The organism is Variovorax sp. PBL-H6 (genome assembly GCF_901827155.1).
Taxonomy (GTDB): Bacteria; Pseudomonadota; Gammaproteobacteria; order Burkholderiales; family Burkholderiaceae_C; genus Variovorax.
Window position 1 is genome coordinate 3587545 of record NZ_LR594659.1, and the last position, 20589, is coordinate 3608133.

Below are 20589 nucleotides of genomic sequence, written 5' to 3' on the forward strand. Positions count from 1 at the left end.
TCAACGGCGCGGCTTGCGCCCTTTCATCTTGCTGGCGGCCTTCTTGACGGCCGTACGAAAAGCCTGCATGGCCGACTGCGGCGCCGCACTGGCAGCGTGATCGCTGCTGCGATCGCTGCGCTCGCTGCGATCGCTGCGCTCGGCGGCGGCAGAAGTCTCCGGCTTCTTGCGCGCACTGCGCTTGGTCGACGCCTTGGCGGGCACGCCCCCTGTCGAAAGGCCCTTGTCCTTCAAGGCGCGCGAGCTCAGCTCCTCGCCCTCACGCACCAGGCGGAAGTCGATCTTTCGTCCGTCCAGGTCGACGCGGCTCACCTGCACGCGCACGCGGGTGCCGATGGCATAGCGGATGCCGGTGCGCTCCCCGCGAAGTTCCTGCCGCTGTTCGTCGAACTTGAAGTATTCGCCGCCGAGCTCAGTGATGTGCACCAGGCCCTCCACGTACATCGCGTCGAGCGTGACGAAGATGCCGAAGGTCGTGGCCGCAGTGACCACGCCGCCGTACTCCTCGCCCAGATGCTCGCGCATGTATTTGCACTTGAGCCAGGCTTCCACGTCGCGGCTGGCTTCGTCTGCGCGCCGTTCATTGGCGCTGCAGTGCAGGCCCGCCGCCTGCCAGGCCAGCACCTCCTTGCTCGGCGCAACCGTGGCCTTCTGCGGCTTGGCGGTCGGCGCCTTGACCCGCGACGCCAGCCGCTTGGCGAGCTTGGCATGCGCCTCGCCCGGCGTCGGCAACATGGGCAGCTGGTACTTGGTCTTGCCCAGGATCGCCTTGATCACTCGATGCACCAGCAGGTCGGGGTAGCGCCGGATCGGGCTGGTGAAATGCGTGTAGGCCTCATACGCCAAGCCGAAGTGGCCGCTGTTGATCGGCGTGTAGATCGCCTGCTGCATCGAGCGCAGCAGCATGGTGTGGATCTGCTGCGCGTCGGGCCGCTCCTTCGTCGCCTCGGCGATGGCCTGGAACTCGCCGGGCTTGGGGTCGTCGGTGATCGACAGACCCACGCCCATGGCCTTGAGATAGCCGCGCAGGATCTCCTTTTTCTCGGGCGTCGGGCCCTCGTGCACGCGGTACAGGCCCGGATGCTTGCCCTCTGCGATGAAGTCGGCGCTGCAGACGTTGGCCGCGAGCATCGCCTCCTCGATCAGGCGGTGCGCCTCGTTGCGCGTGCGCGGCACGATCTTCTCGATGCGGCCGGCCTCGTCGCAGATGATCTGCGTCTCGGTGGTCTCGAAGTCGACCGCGCCACGCTTGCTGCGCTGGGCGAGCAGCGCGCGGTACGCGTCGTGCAGGTTGAGCAGGTCCTTTACCCGCTCCTTGCGCTTGGCCGCCTCGGGGCCGCGGGTATTGCCGAGGATCGCGGCGACCTCGGTGTAGGTGAAGCGCGCATGGCTCCACATCACGGCCGGGTAGAACTGGTACGCGTAGATCTCGCCTTCGGCGGTCACCAGCATGTCGCACACCATGCACAAGCGCTCGACCTCGGGGTTGAGCGAGCACAGGCCGTTGGACAGTTTCTCCGGCAGCATGGGGATCACGCGGCGCGGAAAGTAGACGCTGGTCGCGCGGTCATAGGCGTCGATATCGATCGGCGAGCCGGTCTGCACATAGGCGCTGACGTCGGCGATCGCGACCAGCAGGCGCCAGCCCTTGCCGCGACCCACCTTGGCAGCCTCGCAGTACACCGCATCATCGAAGTCTCGGGCATCCTCGCCGTCGATGGTGACAAGCGGAACATCGGTCAGGTCGACGCGGCCCTTCTTGTCGACGGCACGCACCTTGTCGGGCAGCGCCTTGGCCTCGGCCAGACAGGCCTCGGAGAAATCGTGCGGCACGCCATACTTGCGCACGGCGATCTCGATCTCCATGCCCGGATCGTCGATTTCGCCGAGCACCTCCTTCACGCGGCCCACGGGCTGGCCGAACAGCGCAGGCGGCTCGGTCAACTGCACGACAACGACCTGGCCCACCTTGGCGGTACCGATCGCTGCCTTGGGGATCATCACGTCCTGGCCGTAGCGCTTGTCCTCCGGCGCGACCAGCCAGATGCCGCCTTCGTGCAGGAGCCGGCCGATGATCGGCTGCTCGGGTCGCTCGATGATCTCGACCACGCGGCCCTCGGGCCTGCCGCGGCGATCCTGGCGCACCACGCGCGCCTTGACGCGGTCCTTGTGCAGCACCGCGCGCATTTCGTTGGGAGGCAGATAGATGTCGGCTTCGCCATCGTCGCGCTGCACAAAGCCGTGCCCATCGCGATGACCCTGCACCGTTCCTTCGACTTCGTCCAGCAGACCGCCGGAGTGACTCAAATTTTTGATATATACTCTCTTTCTTTCCTGAAATTCAAAACCTGTTGCAAGGACTTGTTCCATGCAGCAAGTGGGCCCAGATGGCGGAATTGGTAGACGCACTAGTTTCAGGTACTAGCGAGTAACATCGTGGAGGTTCGAGTCCTCTTCTGGGCACCAAGTTTAGATAATCCCTCTGGGTCATCTCCGATTCAAGCCACCGGCCTCCGGTGGCTTTTTTCATGCCCGTCGAAAGCCGCATCAGATGGGCAACGCGATCAGATCGTGTCCCTCGGCGCCGACGATGCGAGCGCGCGTGAAATCACCGACCTTCAGGGTCTTGCTGATCTTCTCGGGCGGCAACAGCCGCACCGTGCCGTCGATCTCGGGCGCATCGGCATAGGTCCGCCCAACGCCGCCCTTGCGGCCCAGCCCCGGCGCTGAATCGACCAGCACCTGCATCGTGGCACCGATGCGCCTGCGCAGCTTGGCGGTCGACACCGCCTCAGCCACTTCCATGAAGCGCGCGCGGCGCGCCTCACGCTCCGCCTCGGACAGCATGCCGGGGATATCGTTGGCGGCTGCGCCCTGGACCGGGCTGTAGGCGAAGCAGCCCGCGCGATCGATCCCGGCCTCGCGGATGAAGTCGAGCAGATGCTCGAACTCCTCTTCCGTCTCTCCGGGGAAGCCCGCGATGAAAGTGCTGCGGATGACGAGCTCGGGACACAGTTCGCGCCAGCGCGCGATGCGCTCCAGGTTCTTCTCGCCGCTGGCAGGTCGCTTCATGCGCCGCAGGACCGCAGGATGGCTGTGCTGCAGCGGCACGTCGAGGTAAGGCAGCACCTGGCCGCTGGCCATCAGCGGGATGACGTCGTCGACGGACGGATAGGGGTACACGTAGTGCAGCCGTACCCAGGCGCCGTAAGGCTCGGCGATCTCACCCAGCGTGCGCACCAGCTCCAGCATGCGCGTCTTGACCGGTTTGCCGTCCCAGAAGCCGGTACGGTACTTGAGGTCGACTCCGTAGGCCGAGGTGTCCTGGCTGATCACCAGCAGTTCCTTCACGCCCCCCTCGAACAGCGCCTTGGCCTCGCTCAACACGTCGCCCACGGGCCGCGACACCAGGTCGCCGCGCATCGATGGAATGATGCAGAAGGTGCAGCGATGATTGCAGCCCTCGCTGATTTTCAGATAGGCATAGTGCCGCGGCGTCAGCTTCAGGCCTGCGACGCCGAAGGCCTGCGGCACCAGGTCGATGAACGGGTCGTGCGGCTTGGGCAGATTCGCATGCACCGCGTCCATGACTTCCTGGGTCGCATGCGGCCCAGTGACGGCCAGCACGCTCGGATGCATCTGGCGCACCAGGTTGCCACCAGCCTCACCCGTCTTGGCGCCAAGACAGCCGGTGACGATCACGCGGCCGTTCTCGGCCAGCGCCTCTCCGATGGTGTCGAGGCTTTCCTTGACGGCATCGTCGATGAAGCCGCAAGTGTTGACGATCACCAGGTCGGCACCTTCGAAGGTCTTGGAGGTCTGGTACCCCTCGGCGCTCAGCCGGGTCAAGATCAGCTCGGAATCCGTGAGTGCCTTGGGACAGCCGAGGCTCACGAATCCGACCTTCGGGATGGTCGGCGCGGAAATGCGTTCAGGGGAGGCTACTTCGCTCATAACCCCCTATTGTCCCTGCTAATGGTCAGTCTGGCCGCCCTGGGGTCGCTTGATGCCGAAGGCACCCAGCACTTGCTCGGTATTTTTCTGCATCTGCTCCTGCATCTGCAGGAACACATTCTTGGATTGCTCGACGTAGTTGCCCATCAAACCCTGGAGCATGGGCGACTGCATGGTCATGAAGCGCGCCCACATCTCGGGCGTGAGCGCCTGCGCCTTCTCGGCCAACTGCGCCTGCACCTCAGTCATGGCCTGGATGTTCTTCTCGAGGTACGGACCCATGTAGCCCTGCATGGCCTGTCCGTAGAAACGGATGATGTTGGCCAGCACCTGCTCGGTGAACATCGGCGCGCCGCCGGCCTCCTCCTCGAGAATGATCTGCAGCAGGATGCTTCGCGAGAGATCGTCGCCGCTCTTGGCATCGCGCACCACGAAGGGCGACTTGTCCATCACCAGTTGCTTGACCTCTGCGAGCGTGATGTAGGTGGAGGTTTCCGTGTCGTAGAGCCTGCGGTTTGGATACTTCTTGATCACCCGCTGCGTCGGCTTGTCGCCGGCGGACTTCTTGCTCTGCACTAAGGACTCCTTGAGGTTTCGCGTCTTCTCACACAAACCATTCTAGGGAGCGGTTTTGCTGCACCGCGCCAAGGTTTACCCTGACCAGCCAGCGCCATCAATCCGGAGTGGTCGTGTACTCGGCCCCGCACGCCTTGCAGACGGCCGATTCGGGCCTCTCCTGGGTGGTTTCGCGAAAATGCAGCGGGCTCTTGGTGCCGTTGAAAACCCAACAACGCGGGCAATGCTCATGGCCCGCCAGCGGCAAGTAGCCGCGTGCGCGCTGCTCGGCGCGCTCCCGCGTGACCGGCGATCCTTGTCGCACCGTTCGGGCAACGTCCTCGGCCGCCATGGTGCCGGCGCGGCCGTTGGCGCGGTCGTTGAGCCCGTACACCACGCGAGCGAACTCGAGCGGCGCCTGTCGCAACAGTGCAGCGAGACGAAGCTCCTCGAGCGCCGGACTGGTCTCAGCCCCTGGCATGGTCATCGTTTCCCTGCGTCGAATGGTGTGGTGATGGGGAAGGTCAAGTTACCACAACTGTCAGCGTATCCGCCAGTCGACGAAGGCAGTAGACCAAGAGGAGGAGGAGCCCCGGAACCGGCCGGCGATGCACGCGGAACGGCGGAATGCGCGAAGCAACCGCTTGGTTCGGGCGGCTGCTGCGTGCTTCTTGGGAAAAAATTGGTAGGCGCGATTGGACTCGAACCAACGACCCCCACCATGTCAAGGTGGTGCTCTAACCAGCTGAGCTACGCGCCTGTGAGTGTGTCCGAGAGGCCGAAGTATAGCAGCCCGCGACAGTGCCTTTCAGCGACGTCGCGCGGAACGAACGCCGGTCACCGCACCCACCACGCTCAGCACCTGTGCGAGCCGCGCCGCATCGGCAATTTCGACGGTGAAGGTCATCCAGGCCGTCCCCTTGACCGACTGCGTCTGCACTCCGATGACGTTCATCTTCTCGCGCGCGAACACATCGGAAATGTCGCGCAGCAGGCCCTGCCGATCGGTAGCCTCCACCGCCACGTCGACTGCATAGACCGATGCCTCGCCAGCGCGCTTCTCTCCCCATTCGACATCGATGACGCGCTCGGCCTCGCGCCCGGCCATCGTGCGGAAATTGCTGCAGTCGGCGCGATGAATGCTGACGCCGTGGCCGCGCGTCACAAAGCCGCGGATCAGATCGGGCGGCGCAGGCTTGCAGCACTTGGCGAGTTGCGTCATCAGCGACGAGACGCCGACCACCAACACGCCACCCTTGCCCCCACTGCCGTCCGTGCGGGCCTTCTTGATGACGACACCATCGTCGGGCCCCGAAGCGGGTTCCGGCGGGCGCAGCAGCATCTCGATGTTCCGCAGCGAGAACTCGTCCTTGCCCACCACTTCGAACAGATGATCGGCCGACTTGAAGCCCAATTGCGACGCGAGGTCGTCCAGCTTCAGTGCGGTCTTGCCCTCTCGCTGCAGCACCTTCTCGACCGCCTCGCGCCCGCGCGCCACCGTCTCGTGCGTGACCTGCGCGTTGAACCAGGCGCGCACCTTGGCACGTGCGCGATGGCTCGCCAGATAGCCAAGCTCCGCGTTGAGCCAGTCGCGCGAAGGACCGCCCTCCTTCGTCGCGATGATCTCCACCGTCTGCCCGTTCTGCAGCGGTGTGTTGAGCGGCACCATCGCCCCGTCGACGCGCGCGCCGCGGCAGCGATGTCCCAGGCTGGTATGTACCGAGTACGCGAAGTCGACGGCGGTCGCGCCCTGTGGCAACTCGACGATCGCGGCATCGGGCGTGAGGACGTAGATGCGGTCGTCGAACAGGCCTTGACCCTGCGAGCCGTCAGACAGGTCGCGCTCCCAGGCCAGCAGTTGTCGCAGCACGGCGATCTTGGCGTCGTACTCGCCGCTCGCCCAAACGCCAGCGTAGCCCTTGTGGCCCGCCTCCTTGTAGGCCCAGTGCGCAGCCACGCCATGCTCGGCATGGTCATGCATCTGCTCGGTCCGGATCTGGATCTCGATCGGCTTGCCGGCCTGGCCGTTCACGACTTCGCGCACGACCGTGTGCAGCGATTGATAGCCGTTCGGCTTCGGCCTTGCAATGTAGTCGTCGAATTCCTCGGAAATGGGCTGGAAATTGGAGTGCACCCACGCCAGCGCCGCATAGCAATCCTTGACGTCGGCCACCACGACGCGCAGCGCCAGGATGTCGAAGACCTGCGCGAAGTCGAGCGCCTTGCCGCGCATTTTCTTCACGATGCTGTAGATGTTCTTCGGCCGCCCCTGCACCGCTGCCTTGACGCCCTCGGCGGCCAGCTCGCGCTCCAGCCGCGCGCGCAGCTGCTCGACGTAGCCTTCGCGCTCCACGCGCTTTTCGTCGAGCAGGCGCGCGATCAGCTTGTAGGTTTCGGGTTCGAGGAAGCGGAAGGACAGGTCTTCGATCTCCCACTTGACCTGCCAGATGCCGAGCCGGTTCGCCAGCGGGGCGAACACCTGCAGCGATTCACGTGCGACACCTTCCGGCACAGGCTGCTTGCTCGCCGCCGCGTAGCGCAGGGTCTGCAGCCGCGAAGCGAGCCGCAGCATCACGACGCGCAGGTCGCGCGAGAACGCGAGCAGCATCTTGCGCACGTTCTCGGTTTGCGTGCTGGCTCCGTCGGCCAGGTGCGCGCTGGCCGTGACCGAACGCGCCTGCTTCTGCACATGCACGAGCTTGGTGGTCTCGACCGCCAGCGCCGCGAAGTTGTCGCCGAAGACCTTGGCGATCACCTCCTGCGGCCGGTTCAGGTGCTGGCAGGAATAAACCAGGTAGCTGGCTGCCTGCATCGCCTCGGACCCACCCATGGCTGCCACGATAGCGGCGACGGCATCGGCATGGGCGAGCGTGTTTTCGCCAGTATCGAGCGTCTCGTCGGCGATCAGCGGCTCGGCGAAGGTGCGGGCCCGCGCGAGCATGTTCTCCTGCACCGGCGTGCGCTCCGCAGTAGCGGCCGAAAGTGGATAGTCGACCACCGACGCACCGGACATCGACAAGCCGGGTTGTTCGCGCTTCACTCGAGCACCCCCTCCCAGGCGGTGCGATGGACGGCAGACTCGATCATGGAACGCAGGCGTGCACGGTGAAGATAATGAGCTCGTTGCATCCTAATTCATCCGGAGATTGACCATCATGCTCAAAGGCAAAACCGCGCTTGTCACGGGGTCCACAAGTGGCATCGGGCTCGGCATCGCGAAAGCGCTGGCGCAACAGGGCGCCAGCATCTTGCTCAACGGTTTTGGCGACACGGACAAGCCGAAGGCCGAGATCGAATCGCTGGGCGTAAAAGTCGACTATCACGGCGCCGACATGAGCAGGCCGTCCGACATCGAAGACATGATGACGTTCGCGGCCGCCAGGTTCGGCCGCGTCGACATCCTGGTCAACAACGCCGGAATTCAGCACGTCGCAAAGGTCGAGGACTTCCCCGTTGAACGTTGGGACGCGGTGATCGCCATCAATCTCACGAGCGCCTTCCACACCACGCGCCTTGCAGTGCCGGCGATGCGCGAGGCGAACTGGGGCCGCATCGTCAACATCGCCTCCGCGCACGGGCTCGTGGCGTCGGCGCAGAAGTCGGCCTACGTGGCGGCCAAGCACGGCATCGTCGGGCTCACCAAGGCCGTTGCACTCGAGACGGCCACCACCGGCATCACCTGCAACGCGATCTGCCCGGGCTGGGTACTGACGCCGCTGGTCCAGAAGCAGATCGACGACCGCTCGGCGCGCGAAGGCATCTCGGTCACACAGGCCCAGAACGACCTGCTTGGCGAGAAGCAGCCTTCGCTGCAGTTCACCACGGTCGAGCAGCTGGGCGGCCTCGCAGTCTTCCTGTGCTCGCCGGCCGCCGACCAGGTGCGCGGCGTAGCCTGGCAGGTCGACGGCGGCTGGACGGCACAGTAGTAAGCGAGCGCAGCAACCGCGTTTGTGGCGGAACTACTTGAGCTGCACGGATCCCGAGACATTGACGACCACGCTGGTCTTGCCGGCCTCGACCGGCACCGCGGCGTCATACGACATCTTCGACGAGGCCTCCGCCGCCATCATGCGCGGTCGGATCGGCGCGCCTTGGTTGGCGTTGACCGAGACTTCGCGCAACGTGTACCCGGCGAAGCCGAAGTTTTTAGCCAGCTCGGCAGCCTTCTGCTTGAAGTTCTCGATCGCAATGGTCTGCGCCTCGGTCTCGACCCTGGCGCGCTGCTCGCGGCTCAGGCCAAAGCCGATGCCGCCAACGGTCAGCGTGGAGATGCGCCCGGCCGTCTGCGTGATGCGCGGAAAGTCCTTCCCCTCCAACACCAGCTCGGTGGTGCCCGACCATCCGGTGATCTTTCCGTCGCGCGTATAGCGCGGCACCAGGCTGAAGTTGCCGGTGTGCACGTCGAGCAGCCCCGGCTGCGCGTTCTTGCGCGCCTCTGCCAGCGCCGCATCCAGGGCGGTCTTCAGCTGGTTCTGCACGGCTGCTGCGTCGGCCGCGTCGCGGGTGGTGCTCAACGTCATGGAGAGCAGGTCCTGCTGCACCTCGACCGTGCCCGTGGCCGACAGCTGCAGGACGTTCTGCGGCGGGGTCCAGGGCGCACTCTGGGCAAGGGCTGCGCCGGCGCTCAGCAATGCGGCACAGGCCACGATCTTCTTTGTTTTGTTCAAGGCAAGGGATTCCATCGAAAAGAAAGGAGCCATCATGCCCCGACGGGGCTGGCTCACGGACGTTGGGTGCGCGGTGCAGTCAGCAGAGTGCCTTTCGGCACGGCGGCCGGCACCAAACGCTCGGCCGGCTGCGCTTCTGCCGAACGGATCAGCTCCGGCCGCGGCTCGGGCCTGGACTCCGGCCTCGGCACCCACTGCTGCCGCACCTGCTGCCGCAATTCCGCCAGTTCGGCCGGCGTCAGCCGGCGACCCGCGGCCGCCTCCTCGCGCATCACTTCCTCGCGCTTGGCAGCCCGGTGGGCCTCGACCGCTTGGCGCATTTCGTTGCGCCGCGGGTCGCTCACCCGGATGAGGCCCCCCGGCTCGGCGGACGCCGGCAGCGAAGCGCACAGCAGCATCGCAGCCGTCGATGAGGAAAGAATGAATTTCATGGCGAAGCGATCAGGGGGGTTGGAGCCACTGTGCCACCGCCGCTTATTGCAGAAACGTCTGGACAGCTAGCGCCCGCAAGTTTTGTAACTTAGTGTCAAAGCCTGGTGAAAAGCGCCTCAATGAGCCTGCAACACCCTCAAAATTGGCGTTGTTACAAATTCGGTGTTGTAGAAATGAATCAAGCTCCGGCTCGCACAGACAAGATCGTGATCGTCGACGACGACGCACGGATTCGCGACCTGCTGCGTCGCTACCTGACGCAGGAAGGCTTTGAGGTCATCGTGGCGGAAGACGGAAAGGCGCTCAACCGCATCCTGTTGCGCGACACGGTCGACCTGATCGTGCTCGACCTGATGATGCCGGGCGAGGATGGGCTCTCGGTCTGCCGGCGCTTGCGCGCCGCCAACGACCGCACGCCCATCATCATGCTGACTGCCAAGGGCGAGGACGTGGACCGCATCGTCGGCCTCGAAGTCGGCGCAGACGACTACCTGGGCAAGCCCTTCAATCCCCGCGAGCTGCTGGCACGGGTGCACGCGGTGCTGCGCCGCCGTCCGCCGCTGGAGGCCCCCGGGGCACCATCCACCGACAACGAGACGGTGAACTTCGGCCCCTTCAGCTTCGACCTGGGCTCGCGCACGCTCAAGAAGGACGGCGAAGAGCTCTCGCTCACGACCGGCGAATTCGCGATGCTCAAGGCCCTGGTGCGGCACCCACGCCAGCCGCTGTCCCGAGAGAAGCTGGCCCAACTGGCGCGCGGCCGCGAGTTCGAGCCCTTCGACCGCAGCCTCGACGTGCAGATCTCGCGCCTGCGCAAGCTGGTCGAGTCCGATGCCGCGGCACCGCGCTACATCCAGACGGTCTGGGGCGTCGGCTACGTGTTCGTGCCGGACGGCACCACATGAGGCACTGAGCTTTCGTGGCCGCCACTTTCGGCCCCAAGACGACGACGCCCAGCCCTTTAGGCGAAGACGGCCCCCAGGTCACCTTGCCGAGCCCGCTGGAGGGCCTCGGCCAGCCCCGGCGCAAGCCGCGGCTGCAGCTGGGCCTGAGCCTGTTCTGGCGAACGTTCTTCCTGCTGGTGCTGCTGCTGGTCGGCTGCACCGTGGCTTGGTTGCAGACCTTCCGCGCCCTCGAGTACGAGCCCCGCGCCATCCAGACCGCGCACCAGATTGCGTCGCTGGTCAACCTCACGCGCGCGGCGCTGGTCTATTCCGACGCGATCACCCGCGTCTCGCTGATCAAGACCCTCGCCGACCAGGAGGGCGTTCGCATCCTGCCGCGCGAGCCCAACGACCGTTTCACGCCCTACACCACCGGCGCGCTCGACGCCCGCGTCACCGAGGAGCTGATCGACCGCCTCGGCGAAGGCACCACCGTGGCCAGCCGCGTCAACGACGAGCCCGGCCTCTGGATCGGTTTCACGATCGAGAGCGACGCCTACTGGCTGCTGCTCGACCCCACGCGCTTCACCCGATTCGGGGGCCGCACCTGGCTGATCTGGCTGGCGACGACCATGGCCCTGTCACTGGCGGGCGCGGCGCTGATCACGCGCCTGATCAACCTGCCCCTCAAGCAGTTGTCGCGTGCCACCATGCAAGTGCGAGAAGGCGAATACGAGGCGCACCGCCTTGACGAGCGCGCCCGTACCAACGAGATCCGCGCGGTGAACGTCGGCTTCAACCGCATGGCCGACCAGCTCGCCAAGATCGAGCAGGACCGCGCCGTGATGCTGGCCGGGATCTCGCACGACCTGCGCACGCCGCTGGCTCGGCTGCGTCTCGAGACCGAGATGAGCGTGACCGACGAGGACGCCCGCGACCACATGGCAGCCGATATCGCGCAGCTCGACGCCATCATCGACAAGTTCCTCGACTACGCGCGGCCCGACCACGTGGACTTCAAGCCGGTGCTGCTGCGCGACGTGATCGATGCCTGCACCTACGCCGTGCAGGACCACGAGGACATCAAGATCAAGGTCGACGTGCCTTCCGACCTGCGCGTGATGGCCGACGAGGTCGAGCTGCAGCGTGTGATCTCCAACCTGGTCGAGAACGCGCGGCGCTATGGCAAGACGCCCGCAACCGGCGTTGCCGACATCACGATCCAGGCGCAGGCCCACAACGACGCCGTGCTCATCAAGGTGCGCGACCACGGCGCCGGCGTGGCGCCGGCCCTGCTCTCGCAGCTGAGCAAGCCCTTCTTCCGCGGCGACGTCGCACGCACCTCGGCGGCCGGCGCCGGCCTGGGCCTGTCGATCGTGACGAAGAACATCGAGCGCATGGGCGGCACCTTTGCCCTCACCAGCACGCCGGGGCGCGGACTCGCGGCGCACATCCGCATGCCGCGCGCGGCCTCGATCAAGCCCGAGGCCTCGCCTGCGGGCAAATAAGCGCCCTTCTTACCGGTGCAGGAGCGCCACCGCGCGCGCTTCCATCGCCCGGCCCTCGCCAACCGGACCCAGCTTCTCGGCTGTCTTCGCCTTGACGTTGACCTGATCGGGCTCCACCTCGAGCGCGGCCGCGATGCGTGCACACATGGCAGGGATATGCGGCGCGAGCTTGGGCGCCTGCGCGATCACGGTGCTGTCGATATTGCCGATCTGCCAGCCTGCCGCGCGCACGCGCCGCGCGGCCTCGGCCAGCAGCACGGCCGAATCTGCGCCGCGGAACCGTACATCGGTATCGGGGAAATGACGGCCGATATCGCCCAGCCCGGCGGCGCCCAGCAGGGCATCGGTGATGGCGTGCAGCAGCACGTCCGCGTCGGAATGGCCGAGCAGGCCGGTGGCATGTGGAATCTCGATGCCGCCCAGGATCAGCTGGCGACCGGCGACCAGCTGGTGCACATCCCAGCCCTCGCCGATGCGGATTTCGAATGTCATTTCGATGGCTCCACGCGCGTCATCTCCGGCTCTTCAGAAGCGCCTCGGCCAGCGCGAAGTCCTCCGGGAAGGTGAGCTTGAAATTCTGCGCGCTGCCCGGCACCAGCAGGGGCGCGAGCCCGATGCCTTCGATCGCGCTGGCCTCGTCCGTCACGGCATCGCCGGCGCGCTCCAGCGCATCGATCAGCATGCCGATGCGAAACATCTGCGGCGTCTGCGCGAGCCATTTGTCGGCGCGTGTCAGCGTGCTCGCGACGCGGCCCTCGGGAGAGCCGACCTTCAAGGTATCCGGCAGGCGATGCGCCAGCAGACCGCCCACCGCATCGTGCTCGCAGGCTGCAATCAGGGCCTCGATCTGCGTCGGCGTCACCAGGCAGCGGGCCGCGTCGTGCACCAGCACCCAATCGTGGGGACCGGCGCCGGCGGTCTGCCTGAGCGCCAGCAGGCCGTTGCGCACAGTGGCCGCCCGCGTCGCGCCACCGACCTGCAGCAGGTATTCGCCCTCCGCAGGAAAGCGCGGCAGCGCGGCCCCCACTTCGCGGTCCTGGGGCGACACGACCAGCGCGATCCCTGCGAAGCGGCCCGTGAGGGCGCGGAAAGCTTCCAGCGTGTGGCGCACCATCGGCCAGCCGGCGATGCGCTGGTACTGCTTGGGGCCCGTGCCGCCGGCGCGGCTGCCGGAGCCCGCGCAGGGAATCAGGACGAAAAGACGGGAAGGGGTCATGAGGTCCGGCCAACGGCGAAAGGGCAGCCATTCTAGAATCGCCTCGACCCTCACACCCCTCGCCAGCCGGCGCGGGGTGTTCTGCATTTCCCTCGCATTTCATGGACCTCCCCGCTCTCACTGCAGGCAAACGCTTCACGCTGCCGCGTCCACCTCTCTCCGCCGATGCGCTGCTATTGGCGCAACTGGCCGAACGCGAGAAATCGGCCGGCCGCGCCAGCGCCATCTTCACCGCCGACGCCAACGATGCACAGCGGCTGATCGACGAACTCGCCTTCTTCGCGCCCGAGCTGCGCTGCGCCCTGTTCCCCGACTGGGAGACGCTGCCCTACGACAGCTTCTCGCCGCACCAGGACCTGATCAGCGAGCGCCTCGCCACGCTGTGGCGCATCAGCCAGAAGGAAGCCGACGTAGTGCTGGTGCCGGCTACCACCGCCCTCTATCGGCTGGCGCCGCCCGCCTTCCTGGCGGGCTACACCTTCCACTTCAAGGCCAGGCAGAAGCTCGAGGAGTCCAGGCTCAAGGCGCAGCTCACGCTGGCCGGCTACAGCCACGTGACGCAGGTCGTGAGCCCCGGCGAGTACGCAGTGCGCGGCGGCCTGATCGACCTGTTTCCGATGGGCTCGCAGGTGCCTTTCCGCGTCGACCTGTTCGACGACGAGATCGATTCGATCCGCACCTTCGACCCCGACACCCAGCGCAGCCTCTACCCCGTGCCCGAGGTGCGCCTGCTACCCGGCCGCGAGTTCCCGATGGACGACGAGGCCCGCGCACGCTTCCGAAGCCGCTGGCGCGAGCTGCTGGAGGGCGATCCGACGCGCAGCCGGCTCTACAAGGACATGGGCAACGGCGTCGCGACTGCGGGCATCGAGTACTACCTGCCGCTCTTCTTCGAGGAGACGGCCACGGTGTTCGACTATCTCGGCGCAGAGACGACCGTCGTGCTGCATGGCGATCTCGAATCCGCGTTCAAGCACTTCTGGCAGGACACGGGCGAGCGCTACCGGTTGGTGCAAGGCGACCCGGAGCGGCCGGCGCTGCCACCGGAAGCGCTGTTCCTCAATGCGGAACAGTTCTACCAGCGCGCGAAGCCGCATGCGCAGCTCGCGATTCGAGGCGGCGACGAAGGCTCCCCGTATGTGGAGTTCAACCCGCTGCCTCCGTTCGCCGTCGTTCGCGGCGCCGACGACCCGCTGGTCAAGCTCAAGGCGCATATCGCCGCCACCCCGCACCGCGTGCTCTTCCTCGCCGAAAGCGACGGCCGCCGCGAGAGCCTGCTCGACTTCCTGCGCGCCAGCGGCGTCAGCCCGCCCGCCTTCGATTCGCTGGCCGAGTTCGAAGCCTCGGCCGACGAGAAGATCGGCATCGCCACCGCCGCGCTGGTGGCCGGCTTCGCCTGGACCGCGCAGGGCATCGACTTCATCACCGAGACCGAGCTCTTTGCCACCGCGCCGTCGACGCGCCGGCGCAACCGAAAGCAGGAACAGGTCAGTGACGTCGAAGCGCTGATCAAAGATCTGAGCGAGCTGGCCGTTGGCGACCCGGTCGTGCATTCGGCGCATGGCATCGGGCGCTACCGCGGCCTCATCCACATGGACCTGGGCCAGGGCACCGATGCCGAAGGCAAGCCGATGCTGCAGGAAATGCTGCACCTGGAGTACGCCGACAAGGCCACGCTCTACGTGCCGGTCGCGCAGCTGCACCTGATCAGCCGCTACACCGGCGTCAGCGCCGACGAGGCACCCCTTCACAAACTCGGCTCGGGCCAGTGGGAGAAGGCCAAGCGCAAGGCTGCCGAGCAGGTGCGCGACTCGGCCGCCGAGCTGCTCAACATCTACGCCCGGCGCGCCGCACGCGAGGGGCACGCCTTCCGCTTCTCGGCCGCGGACTACGAGGTCTTCGCCAACGACTTCGGCTTCGACGAGACGGCCGACCAGAAGGCCGCAATCCATGCCGTGATCCAGGACATGATCTCGCCGCAACCGATGGATCGCCTCGTCTGCGGCGACGTCGGCTTCGGCAAGACCGAGGTCGCCCTGCGGGCCGCCTTCGTGGCCGTCACCGGGGGCAAACAGGTCGCCTTCCTTGCCCCCACCACCCTCCTTGCCGAGCAGCACTACCAGACGCTGATGGACCGCTTCGCCAAGTGGCCCGTCAAGGTCGCCGAGATGAGCCGCTTCCGCTCGACCAGGGAGATCAATGCCGCCGCCAAGGGTCTGGCCGACGGCAGCGTGGACATCGTGGTCGGCACGCACAAGCTGCTTTCCGGCAGCGTGAAGTTCAAGAATCTCGGCCTTCTCATCATCGACGAGGAGCACCGCTTCGGCGTGCGGCACAAGGAGGCCATGAAGGCCCTGCGCGCCGAGGTGGACGTGCTCACGCTCACCGCCACCCCGATTCCGCGAACGCTGGGAATGGCGCTCGAAGGCCTGCGCGACCTGAGCGTGATCGCCACCGCCCCGCAGCGCCGCCTGGCGATCAAGACCTTCGTGCGCAACGAGGGCACCGGCGTCATCCGCGAAGCCGTTCTGCGCGAGCTCAAGCGCGGAGGCCAGGTCTACTTCCTGCACAACGAGGTCGAGACCATCGAGAACCGGCGCCAGAAGCTGGAGCAGATCCTGCCCGAGGCGCGCATCGCGGTCGCCCACGGCCAGATGCCCGAGCGCGAGCTGGAGCGCGTGATGCGCGACTTCGTCGCCCAGCGCTACAACCTGCTGCTGTGCTCGACCATCATCGAGACCGGCATCGACGTGCCGAGCGCCAACACCATCGTCATGAGCCGCGCCGACAAGTTCGGCCTGGCGCAACTGCACCAGCTGCGCGGCCGCGTCGGGCGCAGCCACCACCAGGCCTATGCCTACCTGATGGTCCCGGACATCGACGGCCTCACCAAGCAGGCGGCGCAGCGCCTCGACGCCATCCAGCAGATGGAGGAGCTCGGCTCCGGCTTCTACCTCGCGATGCACGACCTCGAGATCCGTGGTGCCGGCGAGGTGCTGGGCGAGAACCAGAGCGGCAACATGATGGAGATCGGCTTCCAGCTCTACAACGAGATGCTCGCCGAGGCCGTGCGCTCGCTCAAGGCCGGCCACGAGCCCGACCTGCTGTCGCCGCTGTCCGTCACCACCGAGATCAACCTGCACGCGCCCGCCCTGCTGCCCGAGGACTACTGCGGCGACGTGCACCTGCGCCTGTCCTTCTACAAGAAGCTCGCAACCGCGAAGACCTCCGACCAGATCGACACCCTGCTCGAGGAGATCGTCGACCGCTTCGGCAAGCTCCCGCCGCAGGCCCAGACGCTGATCGACATGCACCGGCTGCGCGTGCTGGCACGGCCCTACGGCGTGGTCAAGGTCGACGCCGCGCCGGGTGCGATCCACATCACCTTCAAGAAGGACCCGCCGGTCGATTCGATGGCCATCATCCATCTCATCCAGAAGAACAAGCACATCAAGCTGGCCGGCAACGAGAAGCTGCGCATCGAGCGCGAGCTCAAGGAGCCGAAGGAGCGGGCGCAAATGGTGCGGGACGTGCTGCGCAGCCTCGGACAACCCAAGACAGCGGAAGCCACGCCGGCATGACCAACGCTCTTCGAGATATCTCTCCCGGCCTCGCCGTCCGGCGCTTCTCGCCGCCGCTCGCGCTTGCCGATTTCAAGCTGATCGCCTTCGACATGGACTCGACGCTGATCAACATCGAATGCATCGACGAGATCGCCGACGCAGTCGGCAAGAAGGCCGAGGTCGCCGCCATCACCGAAGCCACGATGCGCGGCGAGATCAAGGACTTCAAGGAAAGCTTGCGGCGCCGCGTGGCGCTGCTGCAGGGCGTGCCGGTCTCGGCCCTGCAGGAGGTCTACGACCAGCGCCTGCGCCTCAACCCGGGCGCCGAGATGCTGGTGGCCGCCTGCAAGGCGGCCGGCCTGAAAGTGCTGCTGGTCTCGGGCGGCTTCACCTTCTTCGCCAATCGCGTCAAGGAGCGGCTGGGCATCGACTTCGCGCGCTCCAACCTGCTCGACGAGGCGGACGGCAAGCTGACCGGCCGCGTGGTGGTGCAGTCCTGGGGCGACATCTGCGACGGCGCGGAAAAGCGCCGCACCCTGCTGGAAGTCGCCTCGCTGCTCGGCATCTCGCCGGCCGAATGCATCGCGGTCGGCGACGGCGCCAACGACTTGCCGATGATGGGCGAGGCAGGGCTGTCGGTGGCCTACCACGCCAAGCCCAAGGTGCGCCAGGAGGCCATGGTCGCCATTGACCACGGCGGCCTCGACCGGCTGCTCGAGCTCGTGCGCTGACGCGCCGGGCGAAACCGGTTTCTTCCTACGGCAAAAGGGGCCGGCGCTGTCCTAGGGTTATCTTCAGTTTCGCGTGCGGTGCCCTGGATGCTTGAATGCCTGGGCAACAACGAAGGAGACGATATGAAGCGCCGCCAAACCCTGGCCGCACTCGGTGCCGCCGCCACCGCCCTGGTCCTTCCCGGGCTCGCCCACGCGGCGTACCCCGAGCGCCCGGTCACCCTGATCGTGCCGTGGGGCGCCGGGGGCGGTACCGATGCAGTGGCCCGCATCATCGCGGCCGAGCTCGAAAAGGAGCTCAAGCAGCCCATCAACGTGGTCAACCGCACGGGCGGAAGCGGCGTCGTCGGGCACCAGGCCATCGCCTCCGCTGCGCCGGATGGCTACACCCTGGGCATCCTCACGGTCGAGATCGGCATGATGCGCCACGCAGGCCTCACGCAGCTCTCGGGCACCGACTACACGCCGCTCGCGCTGATGAACTTCGACGCCAACGCGATCTTCGTGCGCGAGGATTCGCCGATCAAGAACGCCAAGGAGCTGCTGGACGCGGCCAAGGCCAACCCCGGCAAGCTCAAGGCCAGCGGCACCGGCCAGGGCGGCATCTGGCATCTCGGCCTTGCGCAATGGCTGGTCGACAACAAGCTGCCCGGCAACGCGATCGGCTGGGTGCCGAGCCAGGGCGCCGCGCCGGGCCTGCAGGACCTGATGGCCGGCGGCGTGGACGTGGTGTCCTGCTCGCTGCCGGAGGCGCGTTCGCTGATCGATGCCGGCAAGGTGCGGCCGTTGCTGCTGCTGGCCTCCAAGCCCGATGGCATCTTCCCCAAGGTACCGCTGTACACCGACGCCACGGGCAAGATGTGGAACGCCGGCGCCTGGCGCGGCATCGCGGCGCCCAAGGGGCTGCCGAAGGAGCAGACCGATCAGCTCGCCACCACGCTCAAGAAGATCTTCGATGGCAAGGCCTACCAGGATTTCCTGGCGTCGCGTGGTTTCGGCGCGCTCTATGCCGACCGGGCCGACTTCGGCAAGTTCATGGCGGAGAAGGACGCGGGCTTCGCAGTGGCGATGAAGGCCGTCGGTATCGCCAAGTAAGCGATGCGCATCCATGACAGCCTGATCGGCGGCGTGCTGTTGCTGCTTTCGCTGGCGGTGCTCTGGCATGTCCAGAGTTTTCCGCCCGCGGCGGGCCAGGACTTCGGGCCGGCGCTGTTCCCGGGGCTCGCCGCGGCGGGCCTCGCGCTGTGCTCGCTCGCGCTGACGTGGCAGGGGCTGCGCAGTGGCCAGCCGTTGCTCGTACTCGGCGATGGCATGCGCTCGCCGCGGCGCCTCGCGGCCTTCGCAACGGTCATCGCGAGCATGGTGTTCTACATCCTGCTGGCCGACCGACTCGGTTTCCTGCTGTGCAGCCTGCTGGTGCTGACGCTGCTGCAATGGGCCTGCGGCGTGCGCCTGCCGCTTGCACTCGCCGTCGCGGTGCTCGCCACGCTGGTGATTCACACGTGCTTCTACAAGCTGCTCAAGGTGCCGCTGCCCTGGGGCGTGCTGCAGCGCTTCGCGTGGTGAGGGGGCACTGATGGATTCGATCCTCCTCGCCCTGCAGACGGTCGCCACGCCGACCGTGCTGATCGTGATGCTCCTCTCGGGCATCTTCGGCATGTTCGTCGGCGCAGTGCCCGGACTCACGGCCACCATGGCGACAGCCCTGCTCGTACCCATCACCTTCTTCCTGCCGCCGGTGCCCGCGGTTGCCGCCATCGTGACGGCCACCGCGATGGCGATCTTCGCGGGCGACATCCCCGGTGCTCTGCTGCGCATTCCGGGCACGCCGGCTTCCGCGGCCTACACCGACGAGTCCTACGCGATGACGCGCAATGGCCAAGGCGAGATGGCGTTGGGCATCGGCCTCGTGTTCTCCTGCATCGGCGGCCTGTTCGGCACCGCGGTGCTGATCGTGGCGGCCCCGGCGCTTGCCGAGGTAGCGATCAAATTCAGCTCCTTCGAATATTTCTGGCTGGTGCTGCTGGGCCTGACCTGCGCGGTCTTCATCACCAGCGACACGCCGCTCAAGGGCCTCATCACGTTGTTCCTGGGCTTGCTGATGGGCTGCGTGGGGCTCGAGAACCCGGCCGGCCATCCGCGCTTCACCTTCGGCAACACGGATCTCCTGGGCGGGCTGACGCTGATCCCCGCGATGATCGGCATGTTCGCCATCTCCGAGATCCTGCGCTTCACCGTCACGGCCGAGGAACTCGCGCGCTTCAAGAAGCAGATCGGCTCGGTCTTTTCAGGCATGGGCGGCCTCATGCGCAAGTACCCGGTGCAGACCCTGCGCGGCAGTGTGCTGGGCACGGCGGTCGGCATCCTGCCCGGCGCGGGCGCCGACATCGCCGCCTGGATGTCCTATGCGACGAGCAAGAAGCTATCCAAGGAGCCACAGAAGTTCGGCACCGGCCACCCGGAAGGGCTGGTCGAGGCCGGCGCCGCCAACAACAGCGCGCTGGCCGGCGCGTGGGTGCCGGCGCTGGTGTTCGGCATCCCGGGCGACTCGATCACCGCCATCGTGATCGGCGTGCTCTACATGAAGAACATGAATCCGGGCCCCATGATCTTCATGAACAATCCGCAGAACGTCTACGCGGTGTTCATCGTCTTCATCCTCGCCAACCTGCTGATGCTGCCGCTGGGCTGGGCCTGCATCAAGGCCTCTGCAAGCATCCTGCGCATGCCGCGCAACGTGCTGATGCCGATCATCCTGGTGTTCTGCCTGGTGGGCGCCTTCGCCATCAACAACGCACTCTTCGATCTCTGGATCCTGCTGGGCTTCGGCGTGGCGGCCTGGCTGCTGGAGGAAAACGGATTCCCGGTCGCTCCCGCCATTCTCGGCATGCTGCTGGGCAAGATGCTGGAGGAGAACTTCATCACCTCGATGATCAAGTCGGACGGCAGTTGGCTCGCTTTTGTCGAGCGGCCCATCGCCGCCGGTCTCGCACTGACCACGCTCGGCATCTGGTTCGGCTCGGCCGCCCTGGGTTGGCGTCGGCGGCATCGACGGCTGCAGCCCGTCGGGGCACACTGA

The 20589-nt window shown here is 66.5% G+C and carries 17 protein-coding genes and 2 tRNA genes; 9 read left to right on the forward strand and 10 right to left on the reverse strand.

Translation table 11 applies throughout. The annotated features are described in order from the left end of the window. The gene (rnr, locus tag G3W89_RS16910; RefSeq protein WP_443083176.1) at positions 1–2307 is read right to left on the reverse strand and encodes a ribonuclease R; all 2307 of its coding nucleotides are present in this window, start codon (positions 2305–2307) and stop codon (positions 1–3) included. Positions 2308–2381: 74 nt separating this feature from the next. Between rnr and G3W89_RS16915 the strand changes: the two genes are divergently transcribed. Next, positions 2382–2466, forward strand: a tRNA-Leu gene (locus G3W89_RS16915). Between the two features lie 81 nt (positions 2467–2547). On the opposite strand, the gene rimO is transcribed toward G3W89_RS16915, so the two are convergent. The 5 genes from rimO to G3W89_RS16940 form a co-directional block, all read right to left on the reverse strand. After that, positions 2548–3954: a 30S ribosomal protein S12 methylthiotransferase RimO gene (gene rimO, locus G3W89_RS16920; RefSeq protein ID WP_162575276.1), complete on the reverse strand. Its 1407-nt coding sequence runs from the start codon at positions 3952–3954 to the stop codon at positions 2548–2550. 18 nt (positions 3955–3972) lie between these two features. Further along, positions 3973–4530, reverse strand: a complete 558-nt coding sequence (gene phaR, locus G3W89_RS16925; RefSeq protein WP_174258266.1) for a polyhydroxyalkanoate synthesis repressor PhaR — start codon at positions 4528–4530, stop codon at positions 3973–3975. Between the two features lie 97 nt (positions 4531–4627). After that, a complete protein-coding gene (locus G3W89_RS16930; RefSeq protein ID WP_232076585.1) occupies positions 4628–4996 on the reverse strand; it encodes a hypothetical protein in 369 nt (122 codons plus the stop codon). 196 nt (positions 4997–5192) lie between these two features. Next, positions 5193–5269: transfer RNA gene (locus G3W89_RS16935), tRNA-Val, on the reverse strand. A 48-nt stretch (positions 5270–5317) separates the two neighbouring features. Continuing rightward, positions 5318–7522 carry a RelA/SpoT family protein gene (locus tag G3W89_RS16940; protein WP_162577514.1) on the reverse strand — a complete coding sequence of 735 codons (2205 nt, stop codon included), beginning with the start codon at positions 7520–7522 and terminating at the stop codon, positions 5318–5320. A gap of 142 nt (positions 7523–7664) precedes the next feature. On the opposite strand from G3W89_RS16940, the gene G3W89_RS16945 reads away from it, so the two are divergent. Next, complete coding sequence (locus G3W89_RS16945; RefSeq protein ID WP_162575278.1) at positions 7665–8435, forward strand: 3-hydroxybutyrate dehydrogenase; 771 nt, start codon at positions 7665–7667, stop codon at positions 8433–8435. A 33-nt stretch (positions 8436–8468) separates the two neighbouring features. On the opposite strand, the gene G3W89_RS16950 is transcribed toward G3W89_RS16945, so the two are convergent. Both G3W89_RS16950 and G3W89_RS16955 read right to left on the reverse strand, forming a co-directional pair. Next, complete coding sequence (locus tag G3W89_RS16950) at positions 8469–9191, reverse strand: SIMPL domain-containing protein (protein ID WP_162575279.1); 723 nt, start codon at positions 9189–9191, stop codon at positions 8469–8471. A gap of 38 nt (positions 9192–9229) precedes the next feature. After that, entirely contained in the window at positions 9230–9607 is a 378-nt protein-coding gene (locus tag G3W89_RS16955) for a hypothetical protein (protein WP_232076587.1), read from the reverse strand. Positions 9608–9781: 174 nt separating this feature from the next. On the opposite strand from G3W89_RS16955, the gene ompR reads away from it, so the two are divergent. Both ompR and G3W89_RS16965 read left to right on the forward strand, forming a co-directional pair. After that, positions 9782–10513, forward strand: coding sequence for an osmolarity response regulator transcription factor OmpR (gene ompR / locus G3W89_RS16960; protein ID WP_028250078.1), 732 nt, complete (start codon positions 9782–9784; stop codon positions 10511–10513). Positions 10514–10596: 83 nt separating this feature from the next. Continuing rightward, the gene (locus G3W89_RS16965; protein ID WP_162577516.1) at positions 10597–12000 is read left to right on the forward strand and encodes a sensor histidine kinase; all 1404 of its coding nucleotides are present in this window, start codon (positions 10597–10599) and stop codon (positions 11998–12000) included. A 9-nt stretch (positions 12001–12009) separates the two neighbouring features. Here G3W89_RS16965 and ispF read toward each other — a convergent pair whose 3' ends face one another. Together ispF and ispD are read right to left on the reverse strand one after the other, a co-directional pair. After that, positions 12010–12492 carry a 2-C-methyl-D-erythritol 2,4-cyclodiphosphate synthase gene (ispF, locus tag G3W89_RS16970; protein WP_162575280.1) on the reverse strand — a complete coding sequence of 161 codons (483 nt, stop codon included), beginning with the start codon at positions 12490–12492 and terminating at the stop codon, positions 12010–12012. Between the two features lie 19 nt (positions 12493–12511). Next, the gene (ispD, locus tag G3W89_RS16975; protein ID WP_162575281.1) at positions 12512–13216 is read right to left on the reverse strand and encodes a 2-C-methyl-D-erythritol 4-phosphate cytidylyltransferase; all 705 of its coding nucleotides are present in this window, start codon (positions 13214–13216) and stop codon (positions 12512–12514) included. A 101-nt stretch (positions 13217–13317) separates the two neighbouring features. Here ispD and mfd point away from each other — a divergent pair, with 101 nt between their 5' ends. The 5 genes from mfd (at position 13318) to G3W89_RS17000 (ending at position 20589) form a co-directional block, all read left to right on the forward strand. Beyond that, entirely contained in the window at positions 13318–16797 is a 3480-nt protein-coding gene (gene mfd, locus G3W89_RS16980) for a transcription-repair coupling factor (protein ID WP_162575282.1), read from the forward strand. Further along, positions 16794–17510 (forward strand): phosphoserine phosphatase SerB, encoded by a 717-nt coding sequence (gene serB, locus G3W89_RS16985; RefSeq protein ID WP_162575283.1) that lies wholly within the window; start codon positions 16794–16796, stop codon positions 17508–17510. Before mfd ends, serB begins: the two co-directional genes overlap by 4 nt. A gap of 123 nt (positions 17511–17633) precedes the next feature. Next, entirely contained in the window at positions 17634–18605 is a 972-nt protein-coding gene (locus tag G3W89_RS16990; protein WP_162575284.1) for a tripartite tricarboxylate transporter substrate binding protein, read from the forward strand. Positions 18606–18608: 3 nt separating this feature from the next. Continuing rightward, complete coding sequence (locus G3W89_RS16995) at positions 18609–19076, forward strand: tripartite tricarboxylate transporter TctB family protein (RefSeq protein ID WP_162575285.1); 468 nt, start codon at positions 18609–18611, stop codon at positions 19074–19076. Between the two features lie 10 nt (positions 19077–19086). Next, on the forward strand, positions 19087–20589 hold the full coding sequence (locus G3W89_RS17000; RefSeq protein ID WP_162575286.1) for a tripartite tricarboxylate transporter permease: 1503 nt from the start codon (positions 19087–19089) through the stop codon (positions 20587–20589).